Origin of the sequence: Neisseria sp. Marseille-Q1983 (genome assembly GCF_018224585.1) — a bacterium.
Taxonomy (GTDB): domain Bacteria; phylum Pseudomonadota; class Gammaproteobacteria; order Burkholderiales; family Neisseriaceae; genus Neisseria; species Neisseria polysaccharea.
Window position 1 is genome coordinate 100,936 of the sequence record NZ_JAGTUI010000001.1, and the last position, 25,779, is coordinate 126,714.

The following is a 25,779-nucleotide window of genomic DNA, read 5'->3' on the forward strand; positions in this document are numbered from 1 at the left end:
TATGGGTTTTCCTGTTCGCAAGTTTGATGCCGTGATTGTCGGCGGTGGTGGTGCAGGTTTACGCGCAGCCCTCCAATTATCCAAATCTGGTCTGAATTGTGCCGTTTTGTCTAAAGTGTTCCCGACCCGTTCGCATACCGTAGCGGCGCAGGGCGGTATTTCCGCCTCTCTGGGTAATGTGCAGGAGGACCGTTGGGACTGGCACATGTACGATACCGTGAAAGGTTCCGACTGGTTGGGCGACCAAGATGCGATTGAGTTTATGTGTCGCGCAGCGCCTGAAGCCGTAATTGAGTTGGAACACATGGGTATGCCTTTTGACCGTGTGGAAAGTGGCAAAATCTACCAACGCCCTTTCGGCGGACATACTGCCGAACACGGTAAACGTGCGGTAGAACGTGCATGTGCGGTTGCCGACCGTACCGGTCATGCGATGTTGCATACGTTGTACCAACAAAACGTCCGTGCCAATACGCAATTCTTTGTGGAATGGACAGCGCAAGATTTGATTCGTGATGAGAATGGTGATGTCGTCGGTGTTACCGCCATGGAAATGGAAACCGGCGAGGTTTATATTTTCCACGCTAAAGCTGTGATGTTTGCTACCGGCGGAGGCGGCCGTATTTATGCGTCCTCTACCAATGCCTATATGAACACCGGCGACGGTTTGGGTATTTGTGCGCGTGCGGGTATTCCGTTGGAAGATATGGAATTCTGGCAATTCCACCCGACCGGTGTAGCCGGTGCAGGCGTGTTGATTACTGAAGGTGTGCGCGGTGAGGGCGGTATTCTGTTGAATGCCGACGGCGAGCGTTTTATGGAACGCTATGCACCGACGGTAAAAGACTTGGCTTCACGCGACGTGGTTTCCCGTGCGATGGCGATGGAGATCTACGAAGGTCGCGGTTGCGGCAAAAACAAAGACCATGTATTGCTGAAAATCGACCATATCGGTGCCGAAAAAATTATGGAAAAACTGCCGGGCATCCGCGAGATTTCCATTCAGTTTGCCGGTATCGACCCGATTAAAGACCCGATTCCCGTCGTGCCGACTACCCACTACATGATGGGCGGTATTCCGACCAACTACCACGGCGAAGTCGTTGTGCCGCAAGGCGACGAATATGAAGTGCCAGTGAAAGGTTTGTATGCTGCTGGCGAGTGCGCTTGTGCTTCCGTACACGGTGCGAACCGTTTGGGTACCAACTCCCTGCTTGACTTGGTGGTATTCGGTAAAGCTGCCGGCGACAGCATGATTAAATTCATCAAAGAGCAAAGCGGTTGGAAACCTCTACCTGCCGATGCGGGTGAGCTGACCCGCCAACGTATCGAACGTTTGGACAATCAAACCGATGGCGAAAACGTTGATGCGCTGCGTCGCGAGCTGCAACGCTCCGTCCAACTGCACGCCGGCGTGTTCCGTACTGATGAGATTCTGAGTAAAGGCGTTCAAGAAATCATGGCGATTGCCGAGCGCGTGAAACGTACTGAAATCAAAGACAAGAGCAAAGTGTGGAATACTGCGCGTATCGAAGCTTTGGAATTGGATAATCTGATTGAAGTAGCGAAAGCGACTTTGGTGTCCGCCGAAGCGCGTAAAGAATCGCGTGGCGCACACGCTTCAGACGACCATCCTGAGCGCGATGACGAAAACTGGATGAAACATACCCTGTATCATTCAGATACTAATACTTTGTCTTACAAACCGGTACATACCAAGCCTTTGAGCGTGGAATACATCAAACCGGCCAAGCGCGTTTATTGATGCATTTTCAGACGGCATCTGTCTTAGAGGCCGTCTGAAATCTAACCATACCCACATTGAACTGCTTGAATTTATAATACAAAATCATTGGGCAGTTGATGAGAAAAGGAACACTTCTCATGGAAAAAATGAGTTTTGAAATTTACCGTTACAACCCGGATGTTGATGCCAAGCCTTATATGCAGCGTTACGAGTTGGAATTGGAGCCGACCGACGTGAAACTTTTGGACGCTTTGGTACGCCTGAAAGCACAAGACGATACCTTGTCTTTCCGCCGCTCCTGCCGCGAAGGGATTTGCGGTTCTGACGGTATGAACATTAACGGCAAAAACGGCTTGGCGTGTCTGACCGATCTGCGTGGCTTGAAACAGCCGGTTAAAATCCGTCCCCTGCCAGGTCTGCCTGTTATCCGCGACCTGATTGTGGATATGACCCAGTTCTTCAAACAATACCATTCCATCAAACCTTATGTCGTTAACGACAATCCGATTGATGCGGACAAAGAGCGTCTGCAAACTCAGGAAGAGCGCAAAGAGTTGGACGGCTTGTACGAATGTATTTTGTGCGCCTGCTGTTCTACTGCCTGCCCGTCATTTTGGTGGAACCCTGATAAATTCGTCGGCCCATCCGGTTTGCTGAATGCTTACCGTTTCATTGCGGATAGCCGTGATACCATCACTAATGAGCGTTTGGATAATCTGAATGACCCATACCGTTTGTTCCGTTGCCACACCATTATGAACTGCGTAGACGTATGTCCTAAACACTTGAATCCGACCCGAGCCATCGGTAAGATTAAAGAGATTATGTTGAAACGAGCCGTTTAAGAAATGATGGTTTTTGACGATATTGCCAAACGGAAAATCCGTTTTCAAACCCGCCGGGGATTGTTGGAATTAGATTTAATCTTCGGCAGGTTTATGGAAAAAGAATTCGAGCATTTGAGCGATAAAGAGCTGTCCGAGTTTTCCGAAATCCTTGAATTTCAAGATCAAGAATTGCTTGCCTTGATTAACGGGCATTCGGAAACGGACAAAGGGCACCTTATCCCGATGCTTGAAAAAATCAGACGGGCATGAGACATCTGAAATCTGCCTGCGGGCAGATTTCAAAATGCAAAGGCCGTCTGAAGGCAAAGAACGTGCTGCGGATGCAGCAACGTGGGTTACAACTTGCAAAGGAGCGATAATATGTCCAAATCAATCAAACTCAACGTACCGGGTCAGGCAGGCTTGGATTTGCCGGTATTGGAAGCCAGCATCGGGCACGATGTGGTTGACATTCGGGGGCTGACAAAAAATACAGGTCTGTTTTCATTCGACCCCGGATTCGTGTCAACTGCAAGTTGCGAATCCAAAATCACTTATATTGATGGTGATGAAGGTCTGTTGTATTACCGTGGTTATCCTATCGAGCAGCTGGCCGAAAAATCCGATTATTTGGAAGTTTGCTATCTGTTGATTTACGGCGAACTGCCTACAGCTGAGCAGAAAAAAGAATTTGATACCACTGTCAGCCGCCATACGATGGTACATGAACAGCTGACTTGGTTCTTCCGTGGTTTCCGACGTGACGCGCATCCGATGGCGATGATGGTCGGCGTGGTCGGCGCACTGTCTGCGTTCTATCAAGACAGTCTGGATATTACCAATCCCGAACACCGAAAAATCGCAATTTACCGTCTGATTTCCAAAATTCCGACAATCGCGGCAATGTGTTACCGCTATTCTAACGGTTTGCCGTTCAATTATCCGAAAAATAATCTCTCTTACTCTGAAAACTTCCTTCATATGATGTTCGCCACACCGTGTGAAGACTACAAACCCAATCCTGTTTTGGCACGCGCGCTCGACCGCATCTTTATTTTACATGCCGACCACGAGCAAAACGCCTCAACTTCAACCGTCCGTTTGGCAGGGTCTTCGGGTGCAAACCCATTTGCCTGTATCGCTGCCGGTATCGCCTGTCTGTGGGGTGCGTCCCATGGCGGTGCTAACGAAGCCGTGTTGAAAATGTTGGATGAAATCGGAGATGTGTCCCGTGTTGCCGAATATATGGAAGGCGTGAAACAACGCAAATACCGTCTGATGGGCTTCGGACACCGCGTGTACCGCAATATGGATCCGCGCGCCAGCATTATGCGCGAAACCTGCTATGAAGTTTTGAAGGAATTGGGCTTGGAAGACAGTCCGAAATTCAAGCTGGCGATGGAATTGGAACAGATTGCGCTGAAAGACCCGTTCTTTATCGAACGCAAACTGTACCCCAATGTCGATTTCTATTCCGGCATCGTCCTGTCCGCGCTGGGTATCCCGACCGAAATGTTTACCGTTATCTTCGCCCTGTCGCGCAGCGTGGGCTGGATTTCGCACTGGCACGAGATGATTAGCGATCCTTCGCTGAAAATCGGTCGCCCGCGCCAGCTTTATACCGGTTCGGAACGCCGCGATTATGTGCCGGCAGGCGAGAGGTAACATACATTAATATATTGTCAAACAGGCAATATTAGAGAATCGGATTGCTTTCTGTACACATTTGATTGTAGTCGGATGAAATCAATACAAGCAATCTAGTTTAAAATAGGGTAGAATAAAATGTCTTTTCAGACGGCATCAGTTCAGCCGTCAGGACGCGGACTTCTACCCTTTGTTTATATTTTAAAGAAAAGAGCGCACGCCATGATGGACGAAAAACTCAATTTCTCTTACCTGTTCGGTTCGAACGCACCTTACATTGAGGAATTGTACGAGGCTTTTTTGGAAAACCCCGATGCGGTTAATGAAAAATGGAAGCAGTATTTCACCGATTTGAGTAAACAGCCGGGGACGGTTGCTGTCGATGTCGCACACACACCGATTCGCGAATCATTTGTTTCTTTGGCGAAAAAGAAAATCGCATCTGCCGTTGCGGGCAGTGCGGATGAGGCAATGCTGAAAAAGCAAGTCAGCGTTTTACGGCTGATTTCTGCCTATCGTATCCAAGGCGTGGGTGCAGCCCAACTTGATCCGCTCAAACGTATCCCCCCGCGCGATATTGAAGCCCTCGATCCGAAATTCCACGGTCTGTCTGATGCCGATATGGCGCTTCAATTCAATATGGGCGAGGGCGATTTTGCCAATCGCGGCAAACTGCCTTTGTCCCAAATCATCAGCAACCTCAAACAAACCTACTGTGGCCACATCGCATTGGAATATATCTATATTCCCAATACCGAAGAGCGCCGCTGGGTACGCAATTATTTTGAAAGCGTATTGTCCACACCGCATTACAATGCCGATCAAAAACGCCGTATCTTGAAAGAGATGACTGCTGCCGAGACTTTGGAACGTTATCTGCATACCAAATATGTCGGTCAGAAACGTTTCGGTGTCGAAGGCGGCGAAAGCGCGATTGCCGGTTTGAACTACCTGATTCAAAACGCCGGTAAAGACGGCGTGGAAGAAGTCATCATCGGTATGGCGCACCGTGGCCGTCTGAATGTTTTGGTGAACATTTTGGGCAAAAAACCCGGCGATTTGTTTGCCGAATTTGAAGGTCGTGCCGAAATCAAACTGCCCAGCGGCGACGTGAAATACCATATGGGCTTCAGCTCCGATATTGCTACCCCGCACGGCCCGATGCATGTTTCTTTGGCGTTCAACCCGTCACACTTGGAAATCGTCAACCCGGTGGTGGAAGGTTCTGCGCGCGCCAAACAAAAACGTTTGGGCGAAAACGGTCGCGATAAAGTCTTGCCGGTATTGATTCACGGCGATTCCGCATTTATCGGTTTAGGTGTTAACCAAGCAACATTCAACCTGTCTAAAACACGCGGTTATACCACCGGCGGTACGGTTCACATCGTGATCAACAACCAAATCGGCTTTACCACTTCCGATATCCGCGATACCCGTTCAACCGTACACTGTACCGATATCGCGAAAATGGTTTCCGCTCCGGTTATCCATGTGAACGGCGATGATCCTGAACGCGTTTGCTTTGCCATCCAAGCCGCTTTGGATTACCGCAAAAAATTCCATAAAGACATCGTGATCGACGTTGTCTGCTACCGTAAATGGGGCCACAACGAGGGCGATGATCCGACCTTGACCCAACCGATGATGTACAAAAAAGTATCGCAACACCCGGGTGCGCGTGCTTTGTACACCGAACAACTGATTGCCGAAGGCGTGGTAACTCAAGCAGAGGCTGACGCTTACATCCAAGCCTACCGTGATGCTTTGGACAAAGGAGAACATGTTGAACAAACAACTTTGAGCAACTTCCAACGTACACAAATCGACTGGAGCAAATACCAAGGCAAAGATTGGCGCGAACACATCGAAACTGGTTTGCCTGCTGCGGATATTGAGCGTCTTACCGAGAAGTTTACCGCCGTACCGGAAGGCTTTGCCCTGCATCCGACTGCAAAACGTGTGATTGAAGCGCGTAAAGCAATGGCATCCGGCAAACAAGCTATCGACTGGGGTATGGCCGAAACCTTGGCATACGCAAGCCTGCTGACCAAAGGTCATGGCGTGCGTATCTCCGGTGAGGACTCCGGCCGCGGTACATTCTCACACCGTCATGCAGTACTGCATGATCAAAACCGTGAAAAATGGGACGACGGTACTTATGTTCCTCTGCGCCATATGGGCGAAGGCATGGGCGAGTTCCTGGTTATCGACTCCATTTTGAACGAAGAAGCTGTGATGGCGTTCGAGTACGGCTTTGCCTGCTCCGCTCCTGACAAGCTCACCATTTGGGAAGCTCAATTCGGTGACTTCGCCAACGGCGCGCAAGTGACTATTGACCAATTCCTGTCTTCAGGCGAAACCAAATGGGGTCGCTTGTGCGGTCTGACCACCATCCTGCCGCACGGTTACGACGGTCAAGGCCCCGAGCACTCTTCTGCACGCGTAGAACGTTGGTTGCAACTGTGTTCCGAGAACAATATGCAAGTCATCATGCCGTCTGAAGCGTCGCAAATGTTCCACCTCTTGCAACGTCAAGTCTTGGGTTCATACCGCAAACCGCTGGTGATTTTCATGTCCAAACGCCTGTTGCGCTTCAAAGGTGCAATGAGCCCGCTGGAAAACTTCACCGAAGGTTCGACTTTCCGTCCGGTTATCGGCGATACCGCAGAACGCGCAAGCAACGACAGCGTGAAACGCGTGGTATTGTGTGCCGGTCAGGTTTACTATGACTTGGAAACCGGCCGTGCCGAGCGTAAACTGGAAGATGATGTTGCCATCGTCCGCGTTGAGCAGCTGTATCCGTTCCCATACGACGAGGTTAAAGCCGAACTGGCGAAATATCCGAACGCAAAATCTGTGGTTTGGGCGCAAGAAGAGCCGAAAAACCAAGGCGCGTTCTACCAAATCCGCCACCGCATCGAAAACGTTATCAGCGAAGGGCAAAAATTGTCTTATGCCGGCCGTCCAAGCAGCGCATCGCCTGCAGTGGGCTACTCAAGCAAACACATTGCCCAATTGAAACAATTGGTTGAAGACGCTTTGGCGTTGTAAGCCTGGCGGCATTCCGTCTGAGGCTGCTCAGGCGGAATGCCCATATGCAGAATGAAAAACACACAACAGGCCGTTTGAAAGGGCCATTGGAGACACAAAATGATTATTGATGTAAAAGTACCTATGCTGTCTGAAAGCGTATCTGAAGGCACGCTCTTGGAATGGAAGAAAAAAGTTGGCGAAGCAGTTGCCCGTGACGAAATCCTGATCGATATCGAAACTGACAAAGTGGTTTTGGAAGTACCTTCTCCACAAGCCGGCGTATTGGTCGAAATCGTAGCGCAAGACGGTGAAACCGTTGTTGCCGATCAAGTTTTGGCACGCATCGATACAGCTGCTACTGCCGCTGCTGAAGCCCCAGCCGCCGCGCCTGCCGAAGCTGCCCCAGCCGCCGCCGCTCCTGCTGCTGCACAAAACAACGCCGCTATGCCTGCTGCCGCCAAACTGGCTGCCGAGACTGGTGTTGACGTGAACGCATTGCAAGGTTCCGGCCGTGACGGTCGCGTATTGAAAGAAGACGTACAAAATGCCGCTGCCAAACCTGCCGCAGCCGCTGCTCCTGCTGTTGCACTTCCTGCCAGCGCACGTCCTGAAGAACGCGTACCAATGAGCCGCCTGCGTGCCCGTGTTGCGGAACGCCTCCTGGCTTCTCAACAAGAAAACGCCATTCTGACTACATTCAACGAAGTCAACATGAAACCAATCATGGACTTGCGTGCGAAGTACAAAGAAAAATTCGAGAAAGAACACGGCGTGAAACTGGGCTTTATGTCCTTCTTCGTTAAAGCCGCTGTTGCCGCCCTGAAAAAATACCCGGTTGTAAATGCTTCCGTTGACGGCAAAGACATCGTGTACCACGGCTACTTCGACATCGGTATCGCAATTGGCAGCCCACGCGGTTTGGTTGTACCAATCCTGCGCGATGCCGACCAAATGAGCATTGCCGACATCGAACAAGCAATTGTTGATTACGCGAAAAAAGCCAAAGACGGCAAAATCGCTATCGAAGATCTGACCGGCGGTACATTCAGTATTACCAACGGCGGTACTTTCGGTTCTATGATGTCCACCCCGATTATCAACCCGCCTCAATCTGCGATTTTGGGTATGCACGCCACTAAAGAGCGCGCTGTGGTTGAAAACGGCCAAGTTGTTGTCCGTCCAATGATGTATCTGGCTCTGTCTTACGACCACCGTATCATTGATGGCCGCGAAGCTGTATTGACCTTGGTAGCCATTAAAGACGCGTTGGAAGACCCGGCCCGCCTGTTGTTGGATCTGTAATCGTTTCAGACGGCCTTTTATTTATTAATGAAAAGGCCGTCTGAATTTTTATTTAGATGTAGCGTAATGTAGTATCGTGCTACAATAGGCTCAACGAACGATTGAGGCCGTCTGAAACATTTGATTCGAATGAATCGGCAGATATGGACTTTCAGACGGCTTTTTCTTAAAACCATCAAAACGCAGTCATTCAAAATAAAAAAAGAAACGAAAAGTATCGTTTTTATTTTGAGATACTGCTAAAAGCAAAGGATGACACGATGTCTCAATATGATGTAGTAGTGATTGGTGCAGGCCCGGGCGGATACGTTGCCGCCATCCGTGCCGCGCAACTGGGTTTCAAAACCGCTTGTGTTGACGCAGGCGTTAACAAAGCAGGCAATGCCCCTGCATTGGGCGGTACTTGCTTGAACGTAGGCTGTATCCCTTCTAAAGCCCTGTTACAATCCAGCGAACATTTCCACGCTGCGCAACACGATTTTGCCGAACACGGTATCACTGTCGGCGACGTAAAATTCGACGCGGCCAAAATGATTGAGCGCAAAGATGCCATCGTAACCAAACTGACCGGCGGCGTGAAATTCCTGTTCCAAAAAAACAAAGTAACCAGCCTGTTCGGTACTGCTTCCTTTGCCGGTAAAAATGGCGATGCTTACCAAATCGAAGTCGATAACAAAGGCGAGAAAACCGTTATCGAAGCCAAACACGTCATCGTAGCGACCGGTTCCGTACCGCGTCCGCTGCCACAAGTCGCTATCGACAATGTGAACGTATTGGACAACGAAGGCGCATTGAACCTGACCGAAGTACCTGCCAAACTCGGCGTGATCGGTTCCGGTGTGATTGGTTTGGAAATGGGTTCCGTATGGAACCGCGTGGGTGCAGAAGTTACCATTCTTGAAGCCGCGCCGACCTTCCTGGCTACCGCCGACCAACAAATCGCAAAAGAAGCCTTCAAATACTTCACCAAAGAGCAAGGTTTGAGCATTGAATTGGGCGTGAAAATCGGCGACATCAAATCTGAAGGCAAAGGCGTTTCCGTTGCTTACGAAACTGCTGCCGGCGAAGCCAAAACCGAAGTATTCGACAAACTGATCGTTGCCATCGGCCGTATTCCAAACACCAAAGGCCTGAACGCCGAAGCCGTAGGCTTGGAAAAAGACGAGCGTGGCTTTATTAAGGTAGATGGCGAATGCCGTACCAACCTGCCTAACGTATGGGCAATCGGCGACGTAGTTCGCGGCCCGATGTTGGCACACAAAGCCAGCGACGAAGGCGTTGCCGTTGCCGAGCGCATTGCCGGTCAAAAACCGCATATCGACTTCAACAACGTACCGTTCGTGATTTACACCGACCCTGAAATCGCTTGGGTGGGTAAAACCGAAGAGCAGCTCAAAGCCGAGGGCGTGGAGTACAAAAAAGGTACTTCCGGTTTCGGTGCAAACGGTCGTGCATTGGCCATGGGCAAAGCCAAAGGTACGGTTAAAGTGTTGGCAGATGCCAAAACCGACCGTATCTTGGGCGTACACATGATCGGCCCGGTTGTCAGCGAATTGGTTACCGAAGGCGTGACTGCGCTCGAATTCTTCGCCAGCAGCGAAGACATCGCCCGCATCATCCATGCACACCCAACTTTGTCCGAAGTGGTTCACGAAGCTGCATTGGCGGCCGACAAACGCGCTTTGCACGGTTGATAGACATTAAGGCCGTCTGAAACTTTTCAGACGGCCTTAAGACCTTCGACAAATTGAATGTTCCGAGAGCTTCGTTTTCTGATTTATAATTCCGTCAGGCAAACAAACAGCATTTACATTCATTATGAACAAAGAAATAGTCGGTATTTTCTTTATACCGATGGGCATCATCAGCATGTGTATGGCCGCATTATGGCAGATGTATGTGATGATGACCGAAACTTATACGCTCAACCGTTTCAAAGATAAAGAATTGGTTTGGCGCGTGGCATTGTTGTTTATCAGTTTCAGCCTTGCCGTTTATCTGCTCTGCCCGAATTCGCGTAAAAAAGGCATCGTCTTTTTTATTCTCGGAGTCGGCGGTGCAGTTATGTATTTGTTGGCGCGGATGTGGCTGCCTTTCAGTAAACAATAGTGCCGTCTGAAAATATAGGATTGTCCGCAGGGCGATTCCTAAGACCCACTCACCTTAAGGAGAAATCCATGAATCTACACGAGTATCAGGCTAAAGAACTGCTGGCTAGCTACGGTTTGCCCGTACAAGGCGGTATTTTGGCGCACAACGGCGAAGAAGCCGCAGCCGCTTACGACAAATTGGGCGGCAAATTCGCCGTTGTCAAAGCACAAGTACACGCCGGCGGTCGCGGTAAAGCAGGCGGCGTAAAAGTCGTCAAAAGCCGCGAAGAAGCCAAAGAAGTGGCTGAAAGCCTGATTGGCACCAACTTGGTAACTTACCAAACCGATGCCAACGGTCAACCTGTCAACAGCGTTTTGGTTTGCGAAGACATGTATCCGGTTCAAACCGAGCTGTACTTGGGCGCAGTGGTTGACCGTTCTACCCGCCGCATTACATTCATGGCTTCTACCGAAGGCGGCGTGGAAATTGAAAAAGTTGCTGCCGAAACTCCTGAAAAAATCTTCAAAGTAACCGTTGATCCGCTGGTCGGCCTGCAACCTTGCCAAGCGCGCGAAGTGGCGTTCCAACTGGGCTTGAAAGACAAACAAATCAACGAGTTCGTCAAACTGATGACCGGTGCGTACAAAGCGTTTGTCGACAACGACTTCGCCCTGTTTGAAGTAAACCCATTGGCAGTTCGCGAAAACGGCGCACTGGCTTGCGTGGACGGCAAAATCGGCATCGACAGCAACGCGCTCTACCGCCTGCCGAAAATCGCCGAATTGCGCGACAAATCTCAAGAAAACGAACGTGAGCTGAAAGCTTCCGAATTCGACCTGAACTATGTTGCCTTGGAAGGCAACATCGGCTGTATGGTTAATGGTGCCGGTTTGGCGATGGCTACTATGGACATCATCAAACTCAAAGGCGGCCAACCTGCCAACTTCTTGGACGTTGGTGGCGGCGCAACCAAAGACCGCGTGGTTGAAGCGTTCAAACTGATTTTGGAAGACAAATCCGTTAAAGGCGTATTAATCAACATCTTCGGCGGTATCGTCCGTTGCGACATGATTGCGGAAGCCATCGTGGCAGCCGTTAAAGAAATCAACGTCAACGTTCCTGTCGTTGTTCGTTTGGAAGGTAACAACGCCGAACTCGGCGCGAAAATCCTGAACGAATCAGGTCTGAAACTGACTTCCGCCGACGGCCTGAATGACGCAGCCGAAAAAATTGTTGCAGCCGTAAACGCCTAAGGAGAAAAGAATGAGCGTATTGATTAATAAAGACACCAAAGTATTGGTTCAAGGTTTCACCGGTAAAAACGGTACTTTCCACTCCGAACAAGCTCTGGCTTACGGCACTAAAGTCATTGGCGGCGTTACCCCGGGCAAAGGCGGTCAAACCCACCTGAACCTGCCTGTGTTCAACACCATGAAAGAAGCCGTTAAAGAAACCGGCGCGGACGCATCTGTAATTTACGTTCCCGCTCCGTTTGTTTTGGACTCTATCATTGAAGCGGTTGATTCAGGCGTAGGCTTGATCGTTGTGATTACCGAAGGCGTGCCTACTTTGGACATGCTCAAAGCCAAACGCTACTTGGAAACCAACGGCAACGGTACCCGCTTGGTCGGCCCTAACTGCCCGGGCGTGATTACTCCGGGCGAGTGCAAAATCGGTATTATGCCGGGTCACATCCACACTCAGGGCCGCATCGGTATTATTTCTCGTTCCGGTACATTGACTTACGAAGCCGTGGCACAAACTACCAAACTGGGCTTGGGTCAATCAACCTGTATCGGTATCGGCGGCGACCCGATTCCTGGTATGAACCAAATCGACGCACTGAAACTCTTCCAAGAAGACCCAGATACCGACGCCATCATTATGATTGGTGAAATCGGCGGTACTGCGGAAGAAGAAGCAGCCGAATACATCCAATCCAACGTAACCAAACCTGTTGTAGGTTACATTGCTGGTGTTACCGCTCCTAAAGGCAAACGTATGGGTCACGCCGGTGCGATTATCTCCGGCGGTAAAGGTACTGCCGAGGAAAAATTCGCCGCTTTCGAAAAAGCCGGCATCGCCTACACCCGCAGCCCTGCCGAGTTGGGCACTACCATGCTGGAAGTGTTGAAAGCAAAAGGTTTGGCATAATCAGGTTTGACAACTGATTGAACATCAAATGCCGTCTGAAACTGGAAATCGGGTTTCAGACGGCATTTTTTTGTTGTTTCAAAAAAGAGGCAGCCTCAACATACCCACATTATAGTGGATTAAATTTAAACCAGTACAGCGTTGCCTCGCCTTGCCGTACTATCTGTACTGTCTGCAGCTTCGTCGCCTTGTCCTGATTTAAATTTAATCCACTATATTTTTGCCCTTTGAGGCAGTCAGAATATTTATCGGTCAAACGGGAGCAAACCCGTAAGTTAGGTTGCACATATTTTTTTGAAGTCAGGGAATGATAAGTATCGCATTTGAAAAGACTGATATTATTTTTTGCAGGATTCTGTTTTAGCATGCGACATTCTTTGTTTGATAGGATTGGAATGGATGTAGTCCGCACGATGCTGCAAATCCGTTTCGTCGCGCACGGTGTGTTCGTAAAAACGCCGTTGCCAAATACCGCGTTCGTTCCGCCGCTGTTTGCCGGCGGATAAGTTTTTAGTATGAGGGGAATATGCGGAGAATTTGGTTTTAATCAGCCGCCGGAGTAGGGAATAATCCGCATCGTCGGGTAGCAGCGTCCAAATGGTGTGAATGTGGTTCGGCAGCACGCATACGGCGACGGTTTCAAAGGGATATTGTTTGTACATCCATATATGCTGCCCGCGAAGCCGATATGTTCGACAAGCAGACGCGATTTTGGGGCGGCGAGTTTGACGGTGAAAAAGAATGTGCCGCCGGCAATGAAGTTTCTGCGATAACGCGCCATAGGATTTTTGTTTATAGTTCGTGTGTTGAAGAAGGAATAGTTTGTTGTTTAAGTTTTTAACTTTGTTGAAGCTGATGTTTTCAGACGGCATTGGAGGCCGTGTGAAAGCGCTAGCTTCAACGAAGTTAAAAGTTGAAACGGCAAACCGTCAATCAAGCAACCGCGTGCGTGCGTACCGCACACACGCATTGGACGGATTAGTTGTGCAGGCTGTTTTTCTCCGACAATACCCCCATCAGATGTTTGCCTAAAATTTCCGACAATTTGACAGGAACAGCATTGCCGATTTGCCGCATTGCTTCTCCCCAAGCCCCGGAAATGACAAATTCTTCAGGGAATGTTTGAAGAAGTTTGGCTTCATAGCTGGTAAAGTATCTGACTGTTCCATCATCATAGCGAATCATATTTTCTCCGCCGGGAACGCCATGCCCACCTGCTTTAATGGTTTTGGACGGTTCGTCTATCCCGCTTCCCGTGTGTCCGGGATAAATTCTTGCGCCATCCCTATATTCATGTCCTGTAATTTTATGATTCCCCAAAGGATGCGGGATGTCGGACAAGGTATCCCTTACCGTTTGCCAAGGTTTTTTTTCCGGTTCAAATATACCGTATTTTTTTTGTAACTTTTCAGCAATATCTTTATTGAATCTTTTGGGTTCGTTGTGTTTTCCCCAGTATTCCCCCGTTACATACTTTTCCCAATTCAACCTGTCTTCGGAATGCGTTTCTTTTGGGAATTTCCAATCAATATCCAAATCGGCCCGGATACCTACGATAACCACACGTTCGCGTTTTTGTGGTACTCCGTAATCAGCTGCATTCAACAATTGATATGAAACCTTATATTTGATTCCTTCATATAAGTTGAATTTAATCTCTTTCAGCCGAGCCAGATGGCCTTTCCAATCTTCATTCTGAAAAATACCAAGATTCGGATAAGTAAGCCGAAGCAGGATATATTCAAAATAATCAGCGAATGATTTTCTTAAAAGTCCTTTTACATTCTCAAAGATAAAAGCCTTGGGGCGATAATACTCCACATATCTGACTGCATGAGGAAACATATCCCTTCTGTCTTCATGGGCAAGGTGTTTCCCGCCCAATGAAAAGGGTTGGCAAGGAGGACCGCCTGCAATGACTTCTATGCCTTCCTGACTGGAAAGATCAAAATCCGCCACATCTCCCTGATAAACAAGCTTGGGGTTAAAGTTGCTTCTCAAAGAATTGCATGCATCTTTATTGAGTTCAATAAAAGATGCATGTTGGAATCCTGCAAGTTCAAGGCCTTTTGCCAAACCACCAGCACCGGAAAAAATTTCCAAAGACTTCATAGCTTATTTTCTCTTTATTATCTCTAAATGTGTGTTGATGTTTTCAAGTATGGACTCATAGTTATTCGGTATGCCGTTCAGCCTATCCGCCCAAACCCGCCCGCTATGAAGGATATCCCAATCCGATTTGGCTTGTTCGTAACGGCCTTTTCCGGGGTCGTGGTTTCCGAAACCATCGACACAAGAGTTCCATAGAGGTTTGTGTAATTTAATCAGGGCGGCTTCGATTGTGCCTATCATGTCAGAACCGTCACCTTCAAAGATAACAAATCTGCACATGAAATCAGAAGGATTTAAATCAGAAACAGCGGCAATACTCCTACCGTGTTCTTTTAACCGGTGGAACAGTTCGGTTGATTGGTTTAACGTATTATCAGAATTTCTTGCTTGCCGCCAGCCTTTGGGGACGGCCTTGCCGACATAAATTGGCGCATTGTAGGATAATCTGTTCCAGTCCGCATATTGTTTGTACAATGGATTGCTACCGATATAGTAAATCGCATAAACCCCTGCGCCTTTGAACTGTTCGGGTGGGGGAAGTGTATGAACGGGCGTACCGTGAAAAAAGCGTATGGCATCTTTAACCAGTTCCACAAAGGCTTCGTTATGATAGATATGCTTGCTGCGGTCAAAATTATTGTTCATTTTTTATATCCTTCCGTTTACTTCAAAACCACTTTCAAATACTTCCCGGTATAACTCCCCTTAACCTTCGCCACCTGCTCGGGGCTACCTGAAGCAATAATCCTCCCCCCGCCATCGCCGCCTTCCGGCCCCAAGTCCACAATCCAATCCGCAGTTTTAATCACGTCCAGATTATGCTCGATAATCACAATCGAGTTGCCTTTGCCTTTCAGACGGCCTATCACTTCCAGCAGCAGTGCGATGTCGGCGAAGTGCAGGCCGGTGGTGGGTTCGTCCAATATGTATAAAGTCCGCCCCGTGTCGCGTTTGGAGAGTTCGAGGGCGAGTTTGACGCGCTGGGCTTCGCCGCCGGAGAGGGTGGTGGCGGACTGGCCGAGGCGGATGTAGCCCAGGCCTACGTCCATGAGGGTTTGCAGTTTGCGCGATACGGCGGGGACGGCGTCGAAAAATTCGCGGGCTTCTTCGACGGTCATGTCGAGGACTTGGCTGATGTTTTTGCCTTTGTATTGGATTTCGAGCGTTTCGCGGTTGTAGCGTTTGCCGTGGCAGACTTCGCAGGGGACGTACACGTCGGGCAGGAAGTGCATTTCGACTTTGATGACGCCGTCGCCTTGGCAGGCTTCGCAGCGGCCGCCTTTGACGTTGAAGGAGAATCTGCCGACGTTGTAGCCGCGTTCGCGCGAGAGGGGGACGCCGGCGAAGAGTTCGCGGATGGGGGTGAACAGGCCGGTGTAGGTGGCGGGGTTGGAACGCGGGGTGCGGCCGATGGGGGATTGATCGACATTAATCACTTTATCAAGGTGTTGCAAACCTTGGATGTCGTCGTATGGGGCGGGTTCTTCTTGGGCGCGGTTGAGTTCGCGGGCGGTGATTTTGGCGAGGGTGTCGTTAATCAGGGTGGACTTGCCGCTGCCGGATACGCCGGTGATGCAGGTAATCAATCCGAGCGGCAGTTCGAGGGTAACGTTTTTGAGGTTGTTGCCGCGCGCGCCTTTGAGGACGAGCATTCGGTCGGGATTGATGGGCGTGCGTTCAGACGGCACGGCAATGGATTTTTTGCCGCTGAGGTATTGTCCGGTAACGGAGTTTTCGCATTTGGCGACGTTTTCGGGGGTGTCGGCAATCAGTACGTTGCCACCGTGTTCGCCCGCGCCCGGGCCCATATCGACGACGAAATCGGCTTCGCGGATGGCGTCTTCGTCGTGTTCGACCACAATCACGCTGTTGCCCAAGTCGCGCAGGCGTTTGAGGGTGGCGAGCAGGCGGTCGTTGTCGCGCTGGTGCAGGCCGATGGAGGGCTCGTCCAACACATACATTACGCCGGTCAGGCCGCTGCCGATTTGGCTGGCGAGGCGGATGCGCTGGGCTTCGCCGCCGGATAGGGTTTCGGCGGAGCGGCTTAAATTCAGGTAATCCAGCCCGACGTTAATCAGGAAGCCGAGCCGCTCGGTGATTTCTTTGAGGATTTTTTCGGCGATTTGTTTTTTGTTGCCGTCCAAATCCAGCGTTTCAAAGAATTGGTGGGTTTTGGTCAGCGGCCAGGCGGAGACTTCGTGTAACGGTTCGCCGCTGACGTAAACGTAGCGGGCTTCTTTGCGCAAACGTGCGCCGCCGCAGCTTGGGCAGGCGCGGTGGTTCTGGTATTCACGCAGTTTTTCGCGCACGGTTTCGCTGTCGGTTTCGCGGTAGCGGCGTTCAAGATTGGGGATGATGCCTTCAAAGGCATGGCTGCGGTTGAAGGTGGTGCCGCGTTCGGACAGGTAAGTAAAATCAATGACTTCTTTGCCCGAGCCGTGCAACACGACTTTTTTGACTTTTTCAGGTAGCGTTTCCCAAGCAGCCTGCACGTCGAAACCGTAATGCCGCGCCAGCGACTGAATCATTTGGAAATAGAACTGGTTGCGTTTGTCCCAGCCGTCAATCGCGCCCGTTGCCAATGACAATTCGGGGTGGGCGACCACTTTTTCGGGGTCGAAGAAATTGGTGTTGCCCAAGCCGTCGCAAGTCGGGCAGGAACCCATCGGATTGTTGAACGAAAAGAGGCGTGGCTCTAATTCAGGCAGGCTGTACGAACACACGGGGCAGGCGAAACGCGCGGAAAACCAATGTTCTTCGCCGCTGTCCATTTCCATCGCCAGCGCGCGCTCGTTGCCGTGGCGCAGCGCGGTTTCAAAACTTTCCGCCAGCCGCTGCTTGATGTCCGCCTTCACTTTCACGCGATCGATGACCACGTCGATATTGTGTTTGATGTTTTTTTCCAGCTTCGGCACTTCGTCCAACTGATAGACTTCGCCGTCCACGCGCACCCGCGCAAAACCCTGCGCCTGCAAGTCGGCAAAGAAATCGACAAACTCGCCCTTACGCTCGCGCACCGCCGGTGCAAGAATCATCACGCGCGTGCCTTCCGGCAGCTTCAACACGGCATCGACCATCTGCGACACGGTTTGGCTGGATAGCGGCAGCTTGTGTTCGGGGCAATACGGCGTGCCGACGCGGGCGTACAAAAGGCGCAGGTAGTCGTGGATTTCCGTAACCGTGCCGACGGTGGAACGCGGGTTGTGGCTGGTGGATTTCTGCTCGATGGAAATCGCAGGCGAGAGGCCTTCGATCAAATCGACATCGGGTTTGTCCATCATCTGCAAAAACTGCCGCGCATAGGCGGAAAGGCTCTCGACATAACGCCGTTGCCCTTCGGCATACAGCGTGTCAAACGCCAGCGACGACTTGCCGCTGCCCGACAATCCTGTTATGACCACGAGCTTGTGGCGCGGAATGTCCAAATCGATGTTTTTCAAATTATGCGTGCGCGCGCCGCGGATGCGGATGGTGTCGTTGTCGTGCGAATGTTGGGGATGATGGTTGCACATGGTGAATGCCGTCTGAAAAAGAAGGAAACGGCTATTGTAGCACTTTATCAAATAACGTCTTAAGCAGGATTCAGACGGCATTTGCCAGCGGAGTACGGCAGATTCCGCTATAATGTCGGCAATTTTAACCCGCTTGAATAAAAGGATGACAAATGAACCGTCTTTACCCCCACCCGATTATCGCCCGTGAGGGCTGGCCGATTATCGGCGGCGGTTTGGCTTTGAGCCTGCTGGTGTCGATGTGCTGCGGCTGGTGGTCTTTGCCGTTTTGGGTGTTTACCGTATTTGCTTTGCAGTTTTTCCGCGACCCTGCGCGTGAGATTCCGCAAAATCCTGAAGCGGTGTTGAGCCCGGTTGACGGCCGTATCGTGGTGGTCGAGCGCGCACGCGATCCGTATCGTGATGTCGATGCTTTGAAAATCAGTATTTTTATGAACGTGTTCAACGTGCATTCGCAAAAATCGCCTGCCGATTGTACGGTAACAAAAGTGGTCTATAACAAAGGCAAATTCGTGAATGCGGATTTGGACAAAGCCAGCACGGAAAACGAACGTAATGCGGTTTTGGCGACTACGGCTTCAGGTCGTGAAATTACTTTTGTTCAAGTGGCCGGTTTGGTGGCGCGCCGTATTTTGTGCTACACCCAAGCAGGTGCAAAACTGTCTCGCGGCGAACGCTATGGCTTTATCCGCTTCGGTTCGCGCGTGGATATGTATCTGCCTGTCGATGCGCAGGCGCAAGTGGCGATTGGCGATAAAGTTACCGGCGTAAAAACTGTATTGGCGCGTTTGCCGCTGACTGCGCCGCAAATCGAATCCGAGCCTGAATCTGAGCCTGCTTTACAAACTGCTCCGGTTGAAACAGCGGCAAACCAATCTGCTGAACAGCACTAAATCGAAGCTGCTGCCAAGATTCAAGCGGCTGTGCAAGATGTGTTGAAAGATTAATTGCTGGTTTTAAAATTGATTTAAAGTAAGAAAAAGGTTTTCAGACTGCCGTCTGAAAACCTTTTTTGTTTGCCTAAAAACGGCAAAACAGGTTGAAGTCGATGCGGGTGATGAGGCTGTGTTCGAGTTTGGGATCGGAGAGGCTGTGCCATTGTCCGGGCAGGACGGCTTTGAACATGGACAACAGGGGATAGGCGGGACGGCCGCGGTGGTCTCGGAGGTAACGGGTTCTTTGACGATTCAGGTACTGTTCGATCGGCTGCCAATCAATCACTTGATCCAACTTCAATAGTGGGAAGCGGTCGATATGTTTGGCAATCATGGCTTGGGCGGTTTGCCGGAAGAAGGTGCTCATGGAAAATCCCCTAAATGTCTTGGTGGGACTTTAGGGGATTTTGGGGAATTTTACAAAGGTCTCAGGCAGCCTGAAATGGGTTTTCAGGTTGCCTATTTGGTTTGTTTCGTTTTAACTTGCGGTACGTTGGTGGGACTTAATTCAATCGTGATGTTGTTTTGAATGGGCTGCTGTTGCATTGGCGTGTATTGCACTGGTGTGTGTTGCACTTTATCGCTGACATGGTTGGTACATTGATAGCGTTTTTCAAATCGCCAAATCAGACACGGCACTTTGGCATTGGCGCGTGCGGGAGTTGCCACGCAGCTTCGTGTTGAACCGCCAAACGCCTCAGCACTGTTGTAACCCCAAACTCGGCAACGAGTTTTCGCCACCTCGTTATCTTGTCCTATGCGGGGTATTAAGCGGGAGCGGAAATTTTGCTCATAAGCCAAAGTAACCGTACCATCAGTGCGGCTGCCATCAATTGCCTGCCATTCGGGCAGTCGCACGGAACGCACACCGCATCCGGTTAAAAAACATACTACAATCAACAAATAAGGTTTCAATTTTATTCCTTCTGAATTTATAAACGAAAAAATAACAAAGCAGCTTATTTATTAATTATAGTAAAAAAAAAAAAAAATACGTCAAGATTAATTCATATCGGACGGCTTAAAACATGGCTTTTTGTTTGGAGCCGACGTAGATTAGCAGCAGTAGGTCGGATTCTCGAATCCGACATTTTGATTTCAAGGAAACTTTTGGTGTCGGATACAAGTATCCGACCTACGGGTGTTTTTCAGGCTGCCTGCGTTTCCGCTTTTAAAACTTCACGTTTACGCCGCCGGTAAAGCTGCGGCCCATTTGCGGCGTATCAGAGAGGAAGCTGCTGTGGGCGTAAACGGATTGGTTGAGCAGGTTGTCGGCTTTGACGTACCAATTCCACTCGCCATAGCGCGTATTGCGGCGGTAGTTTGCGCCGAGGTTGAGCATATGGTGTCCGGGCGTGCGTGTTTCGTAGCGGGCGAGTTTGTTTTGGGCGAACACGCGGTAGTAGTCCAAATTGGCATCGATGCGGTCGGTCAGCGAGGCTTTCAGGTGGAAGCCGAGGCGCGCAGCCGGAACGCGGGGGGCGTTTTGGTTATCCTGTGCAATGAAAGGACGGTTGCCGTAGGCATCTTCTCTGCCGGGTAGGGAAGGCAGGTTTTTCAGACGGCCTCGTACATAGTCGCCGGAAACGCCGATGCGGTAGCGCGGTGTCGGTTTGAAGTAGATTTCGCCTTCCGCGCCGTAAAAGTCCGCACCGGATTGGTTGTAGCGCACGAGCTTCATTTCGCTGTCGTCTTCAATGGATTTGGGGCCGCGTCCGTCGTTTAAGGTTTGGGCGTAAATGTAGTTGCCGAAGCGGTTGCGGTAGAGCGCCAGATTGTATTGCCAGCGGTCGCCTTCGTAGCCCAGCGCGAGTTCGATGTTGTTGGAACGCTCTTTTTTGAGGTGTTTGTTGCCAATTTCAAAGGTGTTGGTGGCGACGTGTTTGCCGTGTGCGTACAGTTCTTGCGTTGACGGCAGACGTTCCTGATGGGAGGCGGTCAGGCTGAGTTTGTGTTGCGGCGTGAAATACCAGTTGCCCGAAAGTGCGAACGAGCGGGCGGTTTGGCGGTGCGCGCCGAGGTCGGGCAGGGGGTGGTTGTAGTAGTTTTCCCGATCAATCAATGCTTTGTCGTACTGGATGGAGGCTTTTTGTTTTTCCATGCGTACGCCGCCTTCTAGCGTGAAGTTGTCCCAGTTTGCCTGTTCTACACCGAAAAAGCTGTAATGTTGCACTTTGTTGTCAAGCAGCATCGGTTGTTTGACCGCTTCGGATGTGGCAGATAAAGCACTGGATTTTTGTTGTAAATATTGCACGCCCCAGCTGCCTTTCAGACGGCCTATGGGTTGGTGGCGCAACTCGATGCGGGCGTTGTGTGTTTTGTTGTTGAAGAAGTTTTCTACTGCATCGCCTGCTTTTTCGTCGTGGCGGTAGTCGTTGCGGTTCAGGTGCACGCGCAGGGCTTCAAAACCGGGGAGCGGCTGCTTCCATTCGGCGCGGAGTTCGTAGCGTTTGTTGCGCAGGTCTATCCACGGTCTGCCGCTGTGGGTGTGTGCGTGTGCATTATCGTCGTCGTGGAAACCACAGCTCAAGCCCGGATTGTCGTAATCAACGTCTTCTTCGGTCAACAAGTGCGGATAAAGCCGCAAATAGCCTTTGTTAATCAAGCTCTTTTGCCAGATGATGTCGGCGTGGCAACCATCGTATTCGTGGCTGTGGGCAGGCAGGCCGTATTGGTCTCGGCGGTCGCTGTATGCTGCGCCGATAAAGCCTTTTTCGCCCACCCAAGACAGCCCGATGCTGCCCGTTTGCGAATCGGCGTGGCTGTCGGGCAGGCGTTTCAGATTGCGGTAACGCGGTACGGCGTAATCCCCCGATTTGCGGTACAGCCCTTCCGTGTGCAATACAAAGTTTTTGCCCAAACCGATATTGATGCCGCCGGACGTGAGTTTTTCCAGATTGCCGCTGCTCAAACGCAATCCGAGTTCGCCCGATACGCCGTTTTCAGGCATTTTTTCGGGGATTTTGCCATCGGCAACATCGACCAGCCCCGCCACATTGCCCGAGCTGTACAAGAGCGTAACCGGCCCGCGCAGGATTTCAACCTGTTGCGACAAGGCGGTATCTACCATAATGGCGTGATCGGGCGAAAAATCCGCCATATCGCCCGTTTCGCCGTGATGGTTCAAAACCTTAATCCGCCTGCCTGTTTGACCACGAATGACGGGAGCGGACGCGCCGCCGCCGTATTGCGAAGCGTGGATGCCCGGAACGCCGTCCAAAGCGTCGCCCAAGTTGACGGCTTTTTGGCGCAAGGTATCGCCGGAGATGATTTTGTCGGAGGCGGTCGAAGTGTGCAGCAGCCCCGAAGTGGCGCGCGGACGGCTTTTGCCGACGACGCTGACCGTTTCCAAGCCCACCGATTGCTCAGTTTCATGCGCTTGGGCGAGGAGGGGTGTGTTGATTAAAAGAATTGATAAAACAATGGGTTTGAGTGTAGTTTGTGCCATTTTGGCTTCTCGTCGCATTTCAAAAGTCTGTTATTATATAACATTACATTCATTATATCATAAGATTTTGAGAATACTCAGAGGGCATAGGCAAAAGTTTTTCAAATGAAACGGTTGCGGCATTGGGCGGTGTTCATTTGTATCCGCCGTCATTCGGGGGCGCGGTTGATGTTGACGCAGATTCCGCTATGTTTGCCCATTATGTTCGGCTGCGGGATAACCAAAATTTATGAGTGCATAAAAACGGCACGTTCCCGAACGGTCGAAAAGGTGGCAAAATGGCGTACTCGTCAGAACGCGAGGCTCTGCGCCAGATTCACGAGGGCGCATCGGGCACGCTAAGATATAAGGGTTATGGATGTGGGTATCGGAAATACAGTTAATAATAAACAAATTATAAATCAATAGGTTAATCATAAAATGCTTTTGTTTATCGACAATTACGACAGTTTTACTTACAACATCGTCCAGTATTTCGCAGAATTGGGGCAGGAAGTCGCCGTGCGCCGCAACGATGATATTACGTTGGAGGAAATCGAGGCCTTGAATCCGCAATATCTCGTTATCGGGCCCGGTCCGTGTTCGCCCAAAGAAGCGGGGATTTCCGTGGCGGCGATGCGCCATTTTGCCGGCCGGCTGCCGATTATGGGCGTGTGCCTCGGGCATCAGACGATAGGCGAGGCGTTCGGCGGCAGGATAGTCCGCGCTAAAACGCTGATGCACGGCAAGGTGTCGCCCGTGTACCATTCGGGCAAGGGTATGTTTAAGGGTTTGCCCAATCCGGTTACCTGTACGCGTTATCACAGCCTCGTTATCGAACGCGGCACGTTGCCGGATTGCTTGGAAATCACGGCTTGGACGGAAGACGGCGAGATTATGGGTGTGCGCCATAAGGAATATGCCGTCGAGGGCGTGCAGTTTCACCCCGAAGCCCTCTTGACCGAACACGGACATGATATGTTGAACAATTTTTTAATCGAATTTCAAAACTTCAAACCGCAAAAAATCTGACGCGATGCCGTCTGAAGCCCTTCAGACGGCATTTTCGTCCGAATATTGAACGGAGGACAAAAAAATGATTACACCGCAACAGGCCATCGAACGATTAATCAGCAATAACGAGTTGTTTTACGATGAAATGACCGACTTGATGCGTCAGATTATGAGTGGACAGGTTCCGCCGGAGCAGATAGCGGCCATTTTGACAGGATTGCGTATCAAGGTTGAAACCGTTTCCGAGATCACCGCCGCCGCCGCCGTGATGCGCGAGTTTGCGACAAAAGTGCCGCTGGAGGATGCGGACGGGCTGGTCGATATCGTCGGTACGGGCGGGGATGGTGCGAAAACCTTCAATATTTCGACAACTTCGATGTTTGTTGCCGCAGCGGCAGGCGCGAAGGTTGCCAAACACGGAGGCCGGTCGGTCTCTTCCTCCAGCGGTGCGGCTGACGTGATGGAGCAAATGGGCGCAAACCTCAACCTGACTCCCGAACAGATTGCCCAAAGTATCAGGCAGACCGGCATCGGGTTTATGTTCGCGCCCAATCACCACAGTGCCATGCGCTATGTCGCCCCGGTGCGCCGTTCGCTCGGTTTCCGAAGTATTTTCAATATATTGGGCCCATTGACCAATCCTGCGGGCGCGCCAAACCAACTTTTGGGCGTGTTCCACACCGATTTGTGCGGTATTCTTTCCAGAGTATTGCAACAACTTGGTTCCAAACACGTTTTGGTTGTTTGCGGGGAGGGCGGTTTGGATGAAATTACACTGACGGGCAAAACGCGCGTTGCCGAACTCAAAGACGGAAAAATCAGCGAATACGACATCCGCCCAGAAGATTTCGGTATCGAAACCCGCCGCAATTTGGATGAAATCAAAGTTGCCAATACTCAGGAATCTTTGTTGAAAATGAACGAGGTATTGGAAGGAAGAGAAGGGGCGGCGCGCGATATCGTATTGCTTAATACCGCCGCCGCCCTGTATGCCGGAAATATCGCTGCTTCGCTTTCAGACGGCATATCTGCCGCACGGGAAGCCATCGATTCAGGCAGGGCTAAATCGAAAAAAGAGGAGTTTGTCGGTTTTACACGGCAATTTGCCTAAGCAGACAGAATGAATATAAAGCAACAAATGCCGTCTGAAAGGCTTCAGACGGCATTTGTGTTTCAGGAGGCAAAAGAATGGGGAGGGCAATTTATTTATATAAAAACTTTTGGGGCTGTAAAGGAGCAAAGATGGCAGTTGCAACGCGTGGTAGAGTATGGCAAAAGTCAAAACATTACAGTCGAAATTACGGAGATCGAATAAATGACTTTCAATCAAGAACAAGATTATTGGGCTGGCTATAAGGCAAATGAAAGAGCCTTGATTGTTCAAACATGGTCAGGATTTGGGCGATATGCTCCAGACCACCTATATCCCCCCCCATATCCTGCCATTGGATACCGACAATGAAACTTTAGGCACGACGGTCTTGCAAGCGTTGGCAAACAGCAGGACTTTCGTTTATGACAGTCCAGAAGACCAAGATTTTTTTGATACCGAAAAAATTCGGCAACGCTATGAGGATTGGGTTGCCAAGCTATGCGGGAACTTGGGCTATAAAACCAGACGCGCCCTATTTAAAAACATGATGAGCGTGGATATTTGGCTGCACAACGGCTGCCTGAAAATCAGCCCGAGCCGCCATGTCAAGCTGGAAGCGTGGGATGCCATTGATGCAGACGATGTAATTTTATCATTGGATAACAGCCCTGAAGAAATCGGAGCAGGTTTAAAGTTGGCATTGAGCCGCTGCCGATAATATTTGATAAAAGGTCGTCTGAAAGCCGGGAATTGGTTTCATTAGATAATAAATATAGGAGTAAATAAAAATGGCAATTTGGAATTATCGGTACTACCTCATACCATCAGCTGCTATCAGAAATAAATTTAATGCAAATAAAGATATCATACTTGATGAGTATCGAT

At 50.4% G+C, this 25,779-nt stretch carries 20 protein-coding genes and 3 pseudogenes; 15 read left to right on the forward strand and 8 right to left on the reverse strand.

The features are described from left to right. The first annotated feature begins 1 nt into the window (after window position 1). The 10 genes from sdhA to sucD all read left to right on the forward strand — a co-directional run bounded on the left by sdhA (window position 2) and on the right by sucD (window position 12,801). Window positions 2–1,765 (forward strand): succinate dehydrogenase flavoprotein subunit, encoded by a 1,764-nt coding sequence (sdhA, locus tag KEM39_RS00480; protein ID WP_025457932.1) that lies wholly within the window; start codon window positions 2–4, stop codon window positions 1,763–1,765. Window positions 1,766–1,884: 119 nt separating this feature from the next. Beyond that, on the forward strand, window positions 1,885–2,592 hold the full coding sequence (locus KEM39_RS00485) for a succinate dehydrogenase iron-sulfur subunit (RefSeq protein ID WP_002241462.1): 708 nt from the start codon (window positions 1,885–1,887) through the stop codon (window positions 2,590–2,592). 3 nt (window positions 2,593–2,595) lie between these two features. After that, window positions 2,596–2,844, forward strand: a complete 249-nt coding sequence (locus tag KEM39_RS00490; protein ID WP_002213764.1) for a succinate dehydrogenase assembly factor 2 — start codon at window positions 2,596–2,598, stop codon at window positions 2,842–2,844. A 111-nt stretch (window positions 2,845–2,955) separates the two neighbouring features. Continuing rightward, window positions 2,956–4,239: a citrate synthase gene (gene gltA / locus KEM39_RS00495; protein ID WP_118996921.1), complete on the forward strand. Its 1,284-nt coding sequence runs from the start codon at window positions 2,956–2,958 to the stop codon at window positions 4,237–4,239. A gap of 204 nt (window positions 4,240–4,443) precedes the next feature. Next, window positions 4,444–7,272 carry a 2-oxoglutarate dehydrogenase E1 component gene (locus tag KEM39_RS00500; protein ID WP_118996920.1) on the forward strand — a complete coding sequence of 943 codons (2,829 nt, stop codon included), beginning with the start codon at window positions 4,444–4,446 and terminating at the stop codon, window positions 7,270–7,272. A gap of 99 nt (window positions 7,273–7,371) precedes the next feature. Continuing rightward, entirely contained in the window at window positions 7,372–8,556 is a 1,185-nt protein-coding gene (odhB, locus tag KEM39_RS00505) for a 2-oxoglutarate dehydrogenase complex dihydrolipoyllysine-residue succinyltransferase (RefSeq protein ID WP_118996919.1), read from the forward strand. A gap of 260 nt (window positions 8,557–8,816) precedes the next feature. Beyond that, window positions 8,817–10,250 (forward strand): dihydrolipoyl dehydrogenase, encoded by a 1,434-nt coding sequence (lpdA, locus tag KEM39_RS00510; RefSeq protein ID WP_118996918.1) that lies wholly within the window; start codon window positions 8,817–8,819, stop codon window positions 10,248–10,250. A 124-nt stretch (window positions 10,251–10,374) separates the two neighbouring features. Next, entirely contained in the window at window positions 10,375–10,665 is a 291-nt protein-coding gene (locus KEM39_RS00515) for a hypothetical protein (RefSeq protein ID WP_108043609.1), read from the forward strand. 20 nt (window positions 10,666–10,685) lie between these two features. Then, window positions 10,686–11,900: an ADP-forming succinate--CoA ligase subunit beta gene (gene sucC, locus KEM39_RS00520; RefSeq protein WP_418029809.1), complete on the forward strand. Its 1,215-nt coding sequence runs from the start codon at window positions 10,686–10,688 to the stop codon at window positions 11,898–11,900. A gap of 10 nt (window positions 11,901–11,910) precedes the next feature. Next, window positions 11,911–12,801, forward strand: a complete 891-nt coding sequence (gene sucD / locus KEM39_RS00525; protein ID WP_118996917.1) for a succinate--CoA ligase subunit alpha — start codon at window positions 11,911–11,913, stop codon at window positions 12,799–12,801. Window positions 12,802–12,913: 112 nt separating this feature from the next. Here the strand turns inward: sucD and KEM39_RS00530 are convergent. From KEM39_RS00530 to uvrA, 5 genes and pseudogenes are all read right to left on the reverse strand, one after another. Beyond that, window positions 12,914–13,033, reverse strand: a pseudogene (locus KEM39_RS00530) (IS5/IS1182 family transposase); the annotation flags it as partial. A gap of 106 nt (window positions 13,034–13,139) precedes the next feature. Continuing rightward, window positions 13,140–13,673, reverse strand: a complete 534-nt coding sequence (locus KEM39_RS00535; RefSeq protein ID WP_240002715.1) for an REP-associated tyrosine transposase — start codon at window positions 13,671–13,673, stop codon at window positions 13,140–13,142. 106 nt (window positions 13,674–13,779) lie between these two features. Continuing rightward, window positions 13,780–14,913: a DNA cytosine methyltransferase gene (locus KEM39_RS00540; RefSeq protein WP_118996914.1), complete on the reverse strand. Its 1,134-nt coding sequence runs from the start codon at window positions 14,911–14,913 to the stop codon at window positions 13,780–13,782. Between the two features lie 3 nt (window positions 14,914–14,916). After that, entirely contained in the window at window positions 14,917–15,558 is a 642-nt protein-coding gene (locus KEM39_RS00545) for an Eco29kI family restriction endonuclease (protein WP_118996913.1), read from the reverse strand. A gap of 17 nt (window positions 15,559–15,575) precedes the next feature. After that, the gene (gene uvrA / locus KEM39_RS00550; protein WP_118996912.1) at window positions 15,576–18,425 is read right to left on the reverse strand and encodes an excinuclease ABC subunit UvrA; all 2,850 of its coding nucleotides are present in this window, start codon (window positions 18,423–18,425) and stop codon (window positions 15,576–15,578) included. A 152-nt stretch (window positions 18,426–18,577) separates the two neighbouring features. Here uvrA and KEM39_RS00555 point away from each other — a divergent pair, with 152 nt between their 5' ends. Beyond that, window positions 18,578–19,318 (forward strand): phosphatidylserine decarboxylase, encoded by a 741-nt coding sequence (locus tag KEM39_RS00555; protein ID WP_118858579.1) that lies wholly within the window; start codon window positions 18,578–18,580, stop codon window positions 19,316–19,318. A 130-nt stretch (window positions 19,319–19,448) separates the two neighbouring features. On the opposite strand, the pseudogene KEM39_RS00560 reads toward KEM39_RS00555, so the two are convergent. The 3 genes and pseudogenes from KEM39_RS00560 to znuD all read right to left on the reverse strand — a co-directional run. Further along, window positions 19,449–19,727 (reverse strand): annotated as a pseudogene (locus KEM39_RS00560) (transposase); the annotation flags it as partial. Between the two features lie 92 nt (window positions 19,728–19,819). Next, a complete protein-coding gene (gene yecR, locus KEM39_RS00565) occupies window positions 19,820–20,275 on the reverse strand; it encodes a YecR family lipoprotein (protein ID WP_115177754.1) in 456 nt (151 codons plus the stop codon). Window positions 20,276–20,531: 256 nt separating this feature from the next. Further along, window positions 20,532–22,808, reverse strand: coding sequence for a TonB-dependent zinc receptor ZnuD (gene znuD, locus KEM39_RS00570; protein WP_211709460.1), 2,277 nt, complete (start codon window positions 22,806–22,808; stop codon window positions 20,532–20,534). A gap of 420 nt (window positions 22,809–23,228) precedes the next feature. Here znuD and KEM39_RS00575 point away from each other — a divergent pair, with 420 nt between their 5' ends. From KEM39_RS00575 to KEM39_RS00590, 4 genes and pseudogenes are all read left to right on the forward strand, one after another. After that, the gene (locus KEM39_RS00575) at window positions 23,229–23,819 is read left to right on the forward strand and encodes an aminodeoxychorismate/anthranilate synthase component II (protein ID WP_118996911.1); all 591 of its coding nucleotides are present in this window, start codon (window positions 23,229–23,231) and stop codon (window positions 23,817–23,819) included. A 64-nt stretch (window positions 23,820–23,883) separates the two neighbouring features. Next, complete coding sequence (gene trpD / locus KEM39_RS00580) at window positions 23,884–24,912, forward strand: anthranilate phosphoribosyltransferase (RefSeq protein ID WP_118996910.1); 1,029 nt, start codon at window positions 23,884–23,886, stop codon at window positions 24,910–24,912. Between the two features lie 27 nt (window positions 24,913–24,939). Further along, the gene (locus tag KEM39_RS00585; protein ID WP_192886286.1) at window positions 24,940–25,116 is read left to right on the forward strand and encodes a hypothetical protein; all 177 of its coding nucleotides are present in this window, start codon (window positions 24,940–24,942) and stop codon (window positions 25,114–25,116) included. After that, window positions 25,117–25,612, forward strand: a pseudogene (locus KEM39_RS00590) (contact-dependent growth inhibition system immunity protein). It abuts the gene before it with no gap. Window positions 25,613–25,779 lie beyond the last annotated feature (167 nt).

Excerpts from the sequence above, each read along its gene's own strand:
- sdhA (WP_025457932.1), top strand. The coding sequence starts at position 2 with ATGGGTTTTCCTGTTCGCAAGTTTGATGCCGTGATTGTCGGCGGTGGT.
- KEM39_RS00485 (WP_002241462.1), top strand. The coding sequence starts at position 1,885 with ATGGAAAAAATGAGTTTTGAAATTTACCGTTACAACCCGGATGTTGAT.
- KEM39_RS00490 (WP_002213764.1), top strand. The coding sequence starts at position 2,596 with ATGATGGTTTTTGACGATATTGCCAAACGGAAAATCCGTTTTCAAACC.
- gltA (WP_118996921.1), top strand. The coding sequence starts at position 2,956 with ATGTCCAAATCAATCAAACTCAACGTACCGGGTCAGGCAGGCTTGGAT.
- KEM39_RS00500 (WP_118996920.1), top strand. The coding sequence starts at position 4,444 with ATGATGGACGAAAAACTCAATTTCTCTTACCTGTTCGGTTCGAACGCA.
- odhB (WP_118996919.1), top strand. The coding sequence starts at position 7,372 with ATGATTATTGATGTAAAAGTACCTATGCTGTCTGAAAGCGTATCTGAA.
- lpdA (WP_118996918.1), top strand. The coding sequence starts at position 8,817 with ATGTCTCAATATGATGTAGTAGTGATTGGTGCAGGCCCGGGCGGATAC.
- KEM39_RS00515 (WP_108043609.1), top strand. The coding sequence starts at position 10,375 with ATGAACAAAGAAATAGTCGGTATTTTCTTTATACCGATGGGCATCATC.
- sucD (WP_118996917.1), top strand. The coding sequence starts at position 11,911 with ATGAGCGTATTGATTAATAAAGACACCAAAGTATTGGTTCAAGGTTTC.
- KEM39_RS00535 (WP_240002715.1), bottom strand. The coding sequence starts at position 13,673 with ATGCCGTCTGAAAACATCAGCTTCAACAAAGTTAAAAACTTAAACAAC.
- KEM39_RS00540 (WP_118996914.1), bottom strand. The coding sequence starts at position 14,913 with ATGAAGTCTTTGGAAATTTTTTCCGGTGCTGGTGGTTTGGCAAAAGGC.
- KEM39_RS00545 (WP_118996913.1), bottom strand. The coding sequence starts at position 15,558 with ATGAACAATAATTTTGACCGCAGCAAGCATATCTATCATAACGAAGCC.
- uvrA (WP_118996912.1), bottom strand. The coding sequence starts at position 18,425 with ATGTGCAACCATCATCCCCAACATTCGCACGACAACGACACCATCCGC.
- KEM39_RS00555 (WP_118858579.1), top strand. The coding sequence starts at position 18,578 with ATGAACCGTCTTTACCCCCACCCGATTATCGCCCGTGAGGGCTGGCCG.
- znuD (WP_211709460.1), bottom strand. The coding sequence starts at position 22,808 with ATGGCACAAACTACACTCAAACCCATTGTTTTATCAATTCTTTTAATC.
- KEM39_RS00575 (WP_118996911.1), top strand. The coding sequence starts at position 23,229 with ATGCTTTTGTTTATCGACAATTACGACAGTTTTACTTACAACATCGTC.
- trpD (WP_118996910.1), top strand. The coding sequence starts at position 23,884 with ATGATTACACCGCAACAGGCCATCGAACGATTAATCAGCAATAACGAG.
- KEM39_RS00585 (WP_192886286.1), top strand. The coding sequence starts at position 24,940 with ATGCCGTCTGAAAGGCTTCAGACGGCATTTGTGTTTCAGGAGGCAAAA.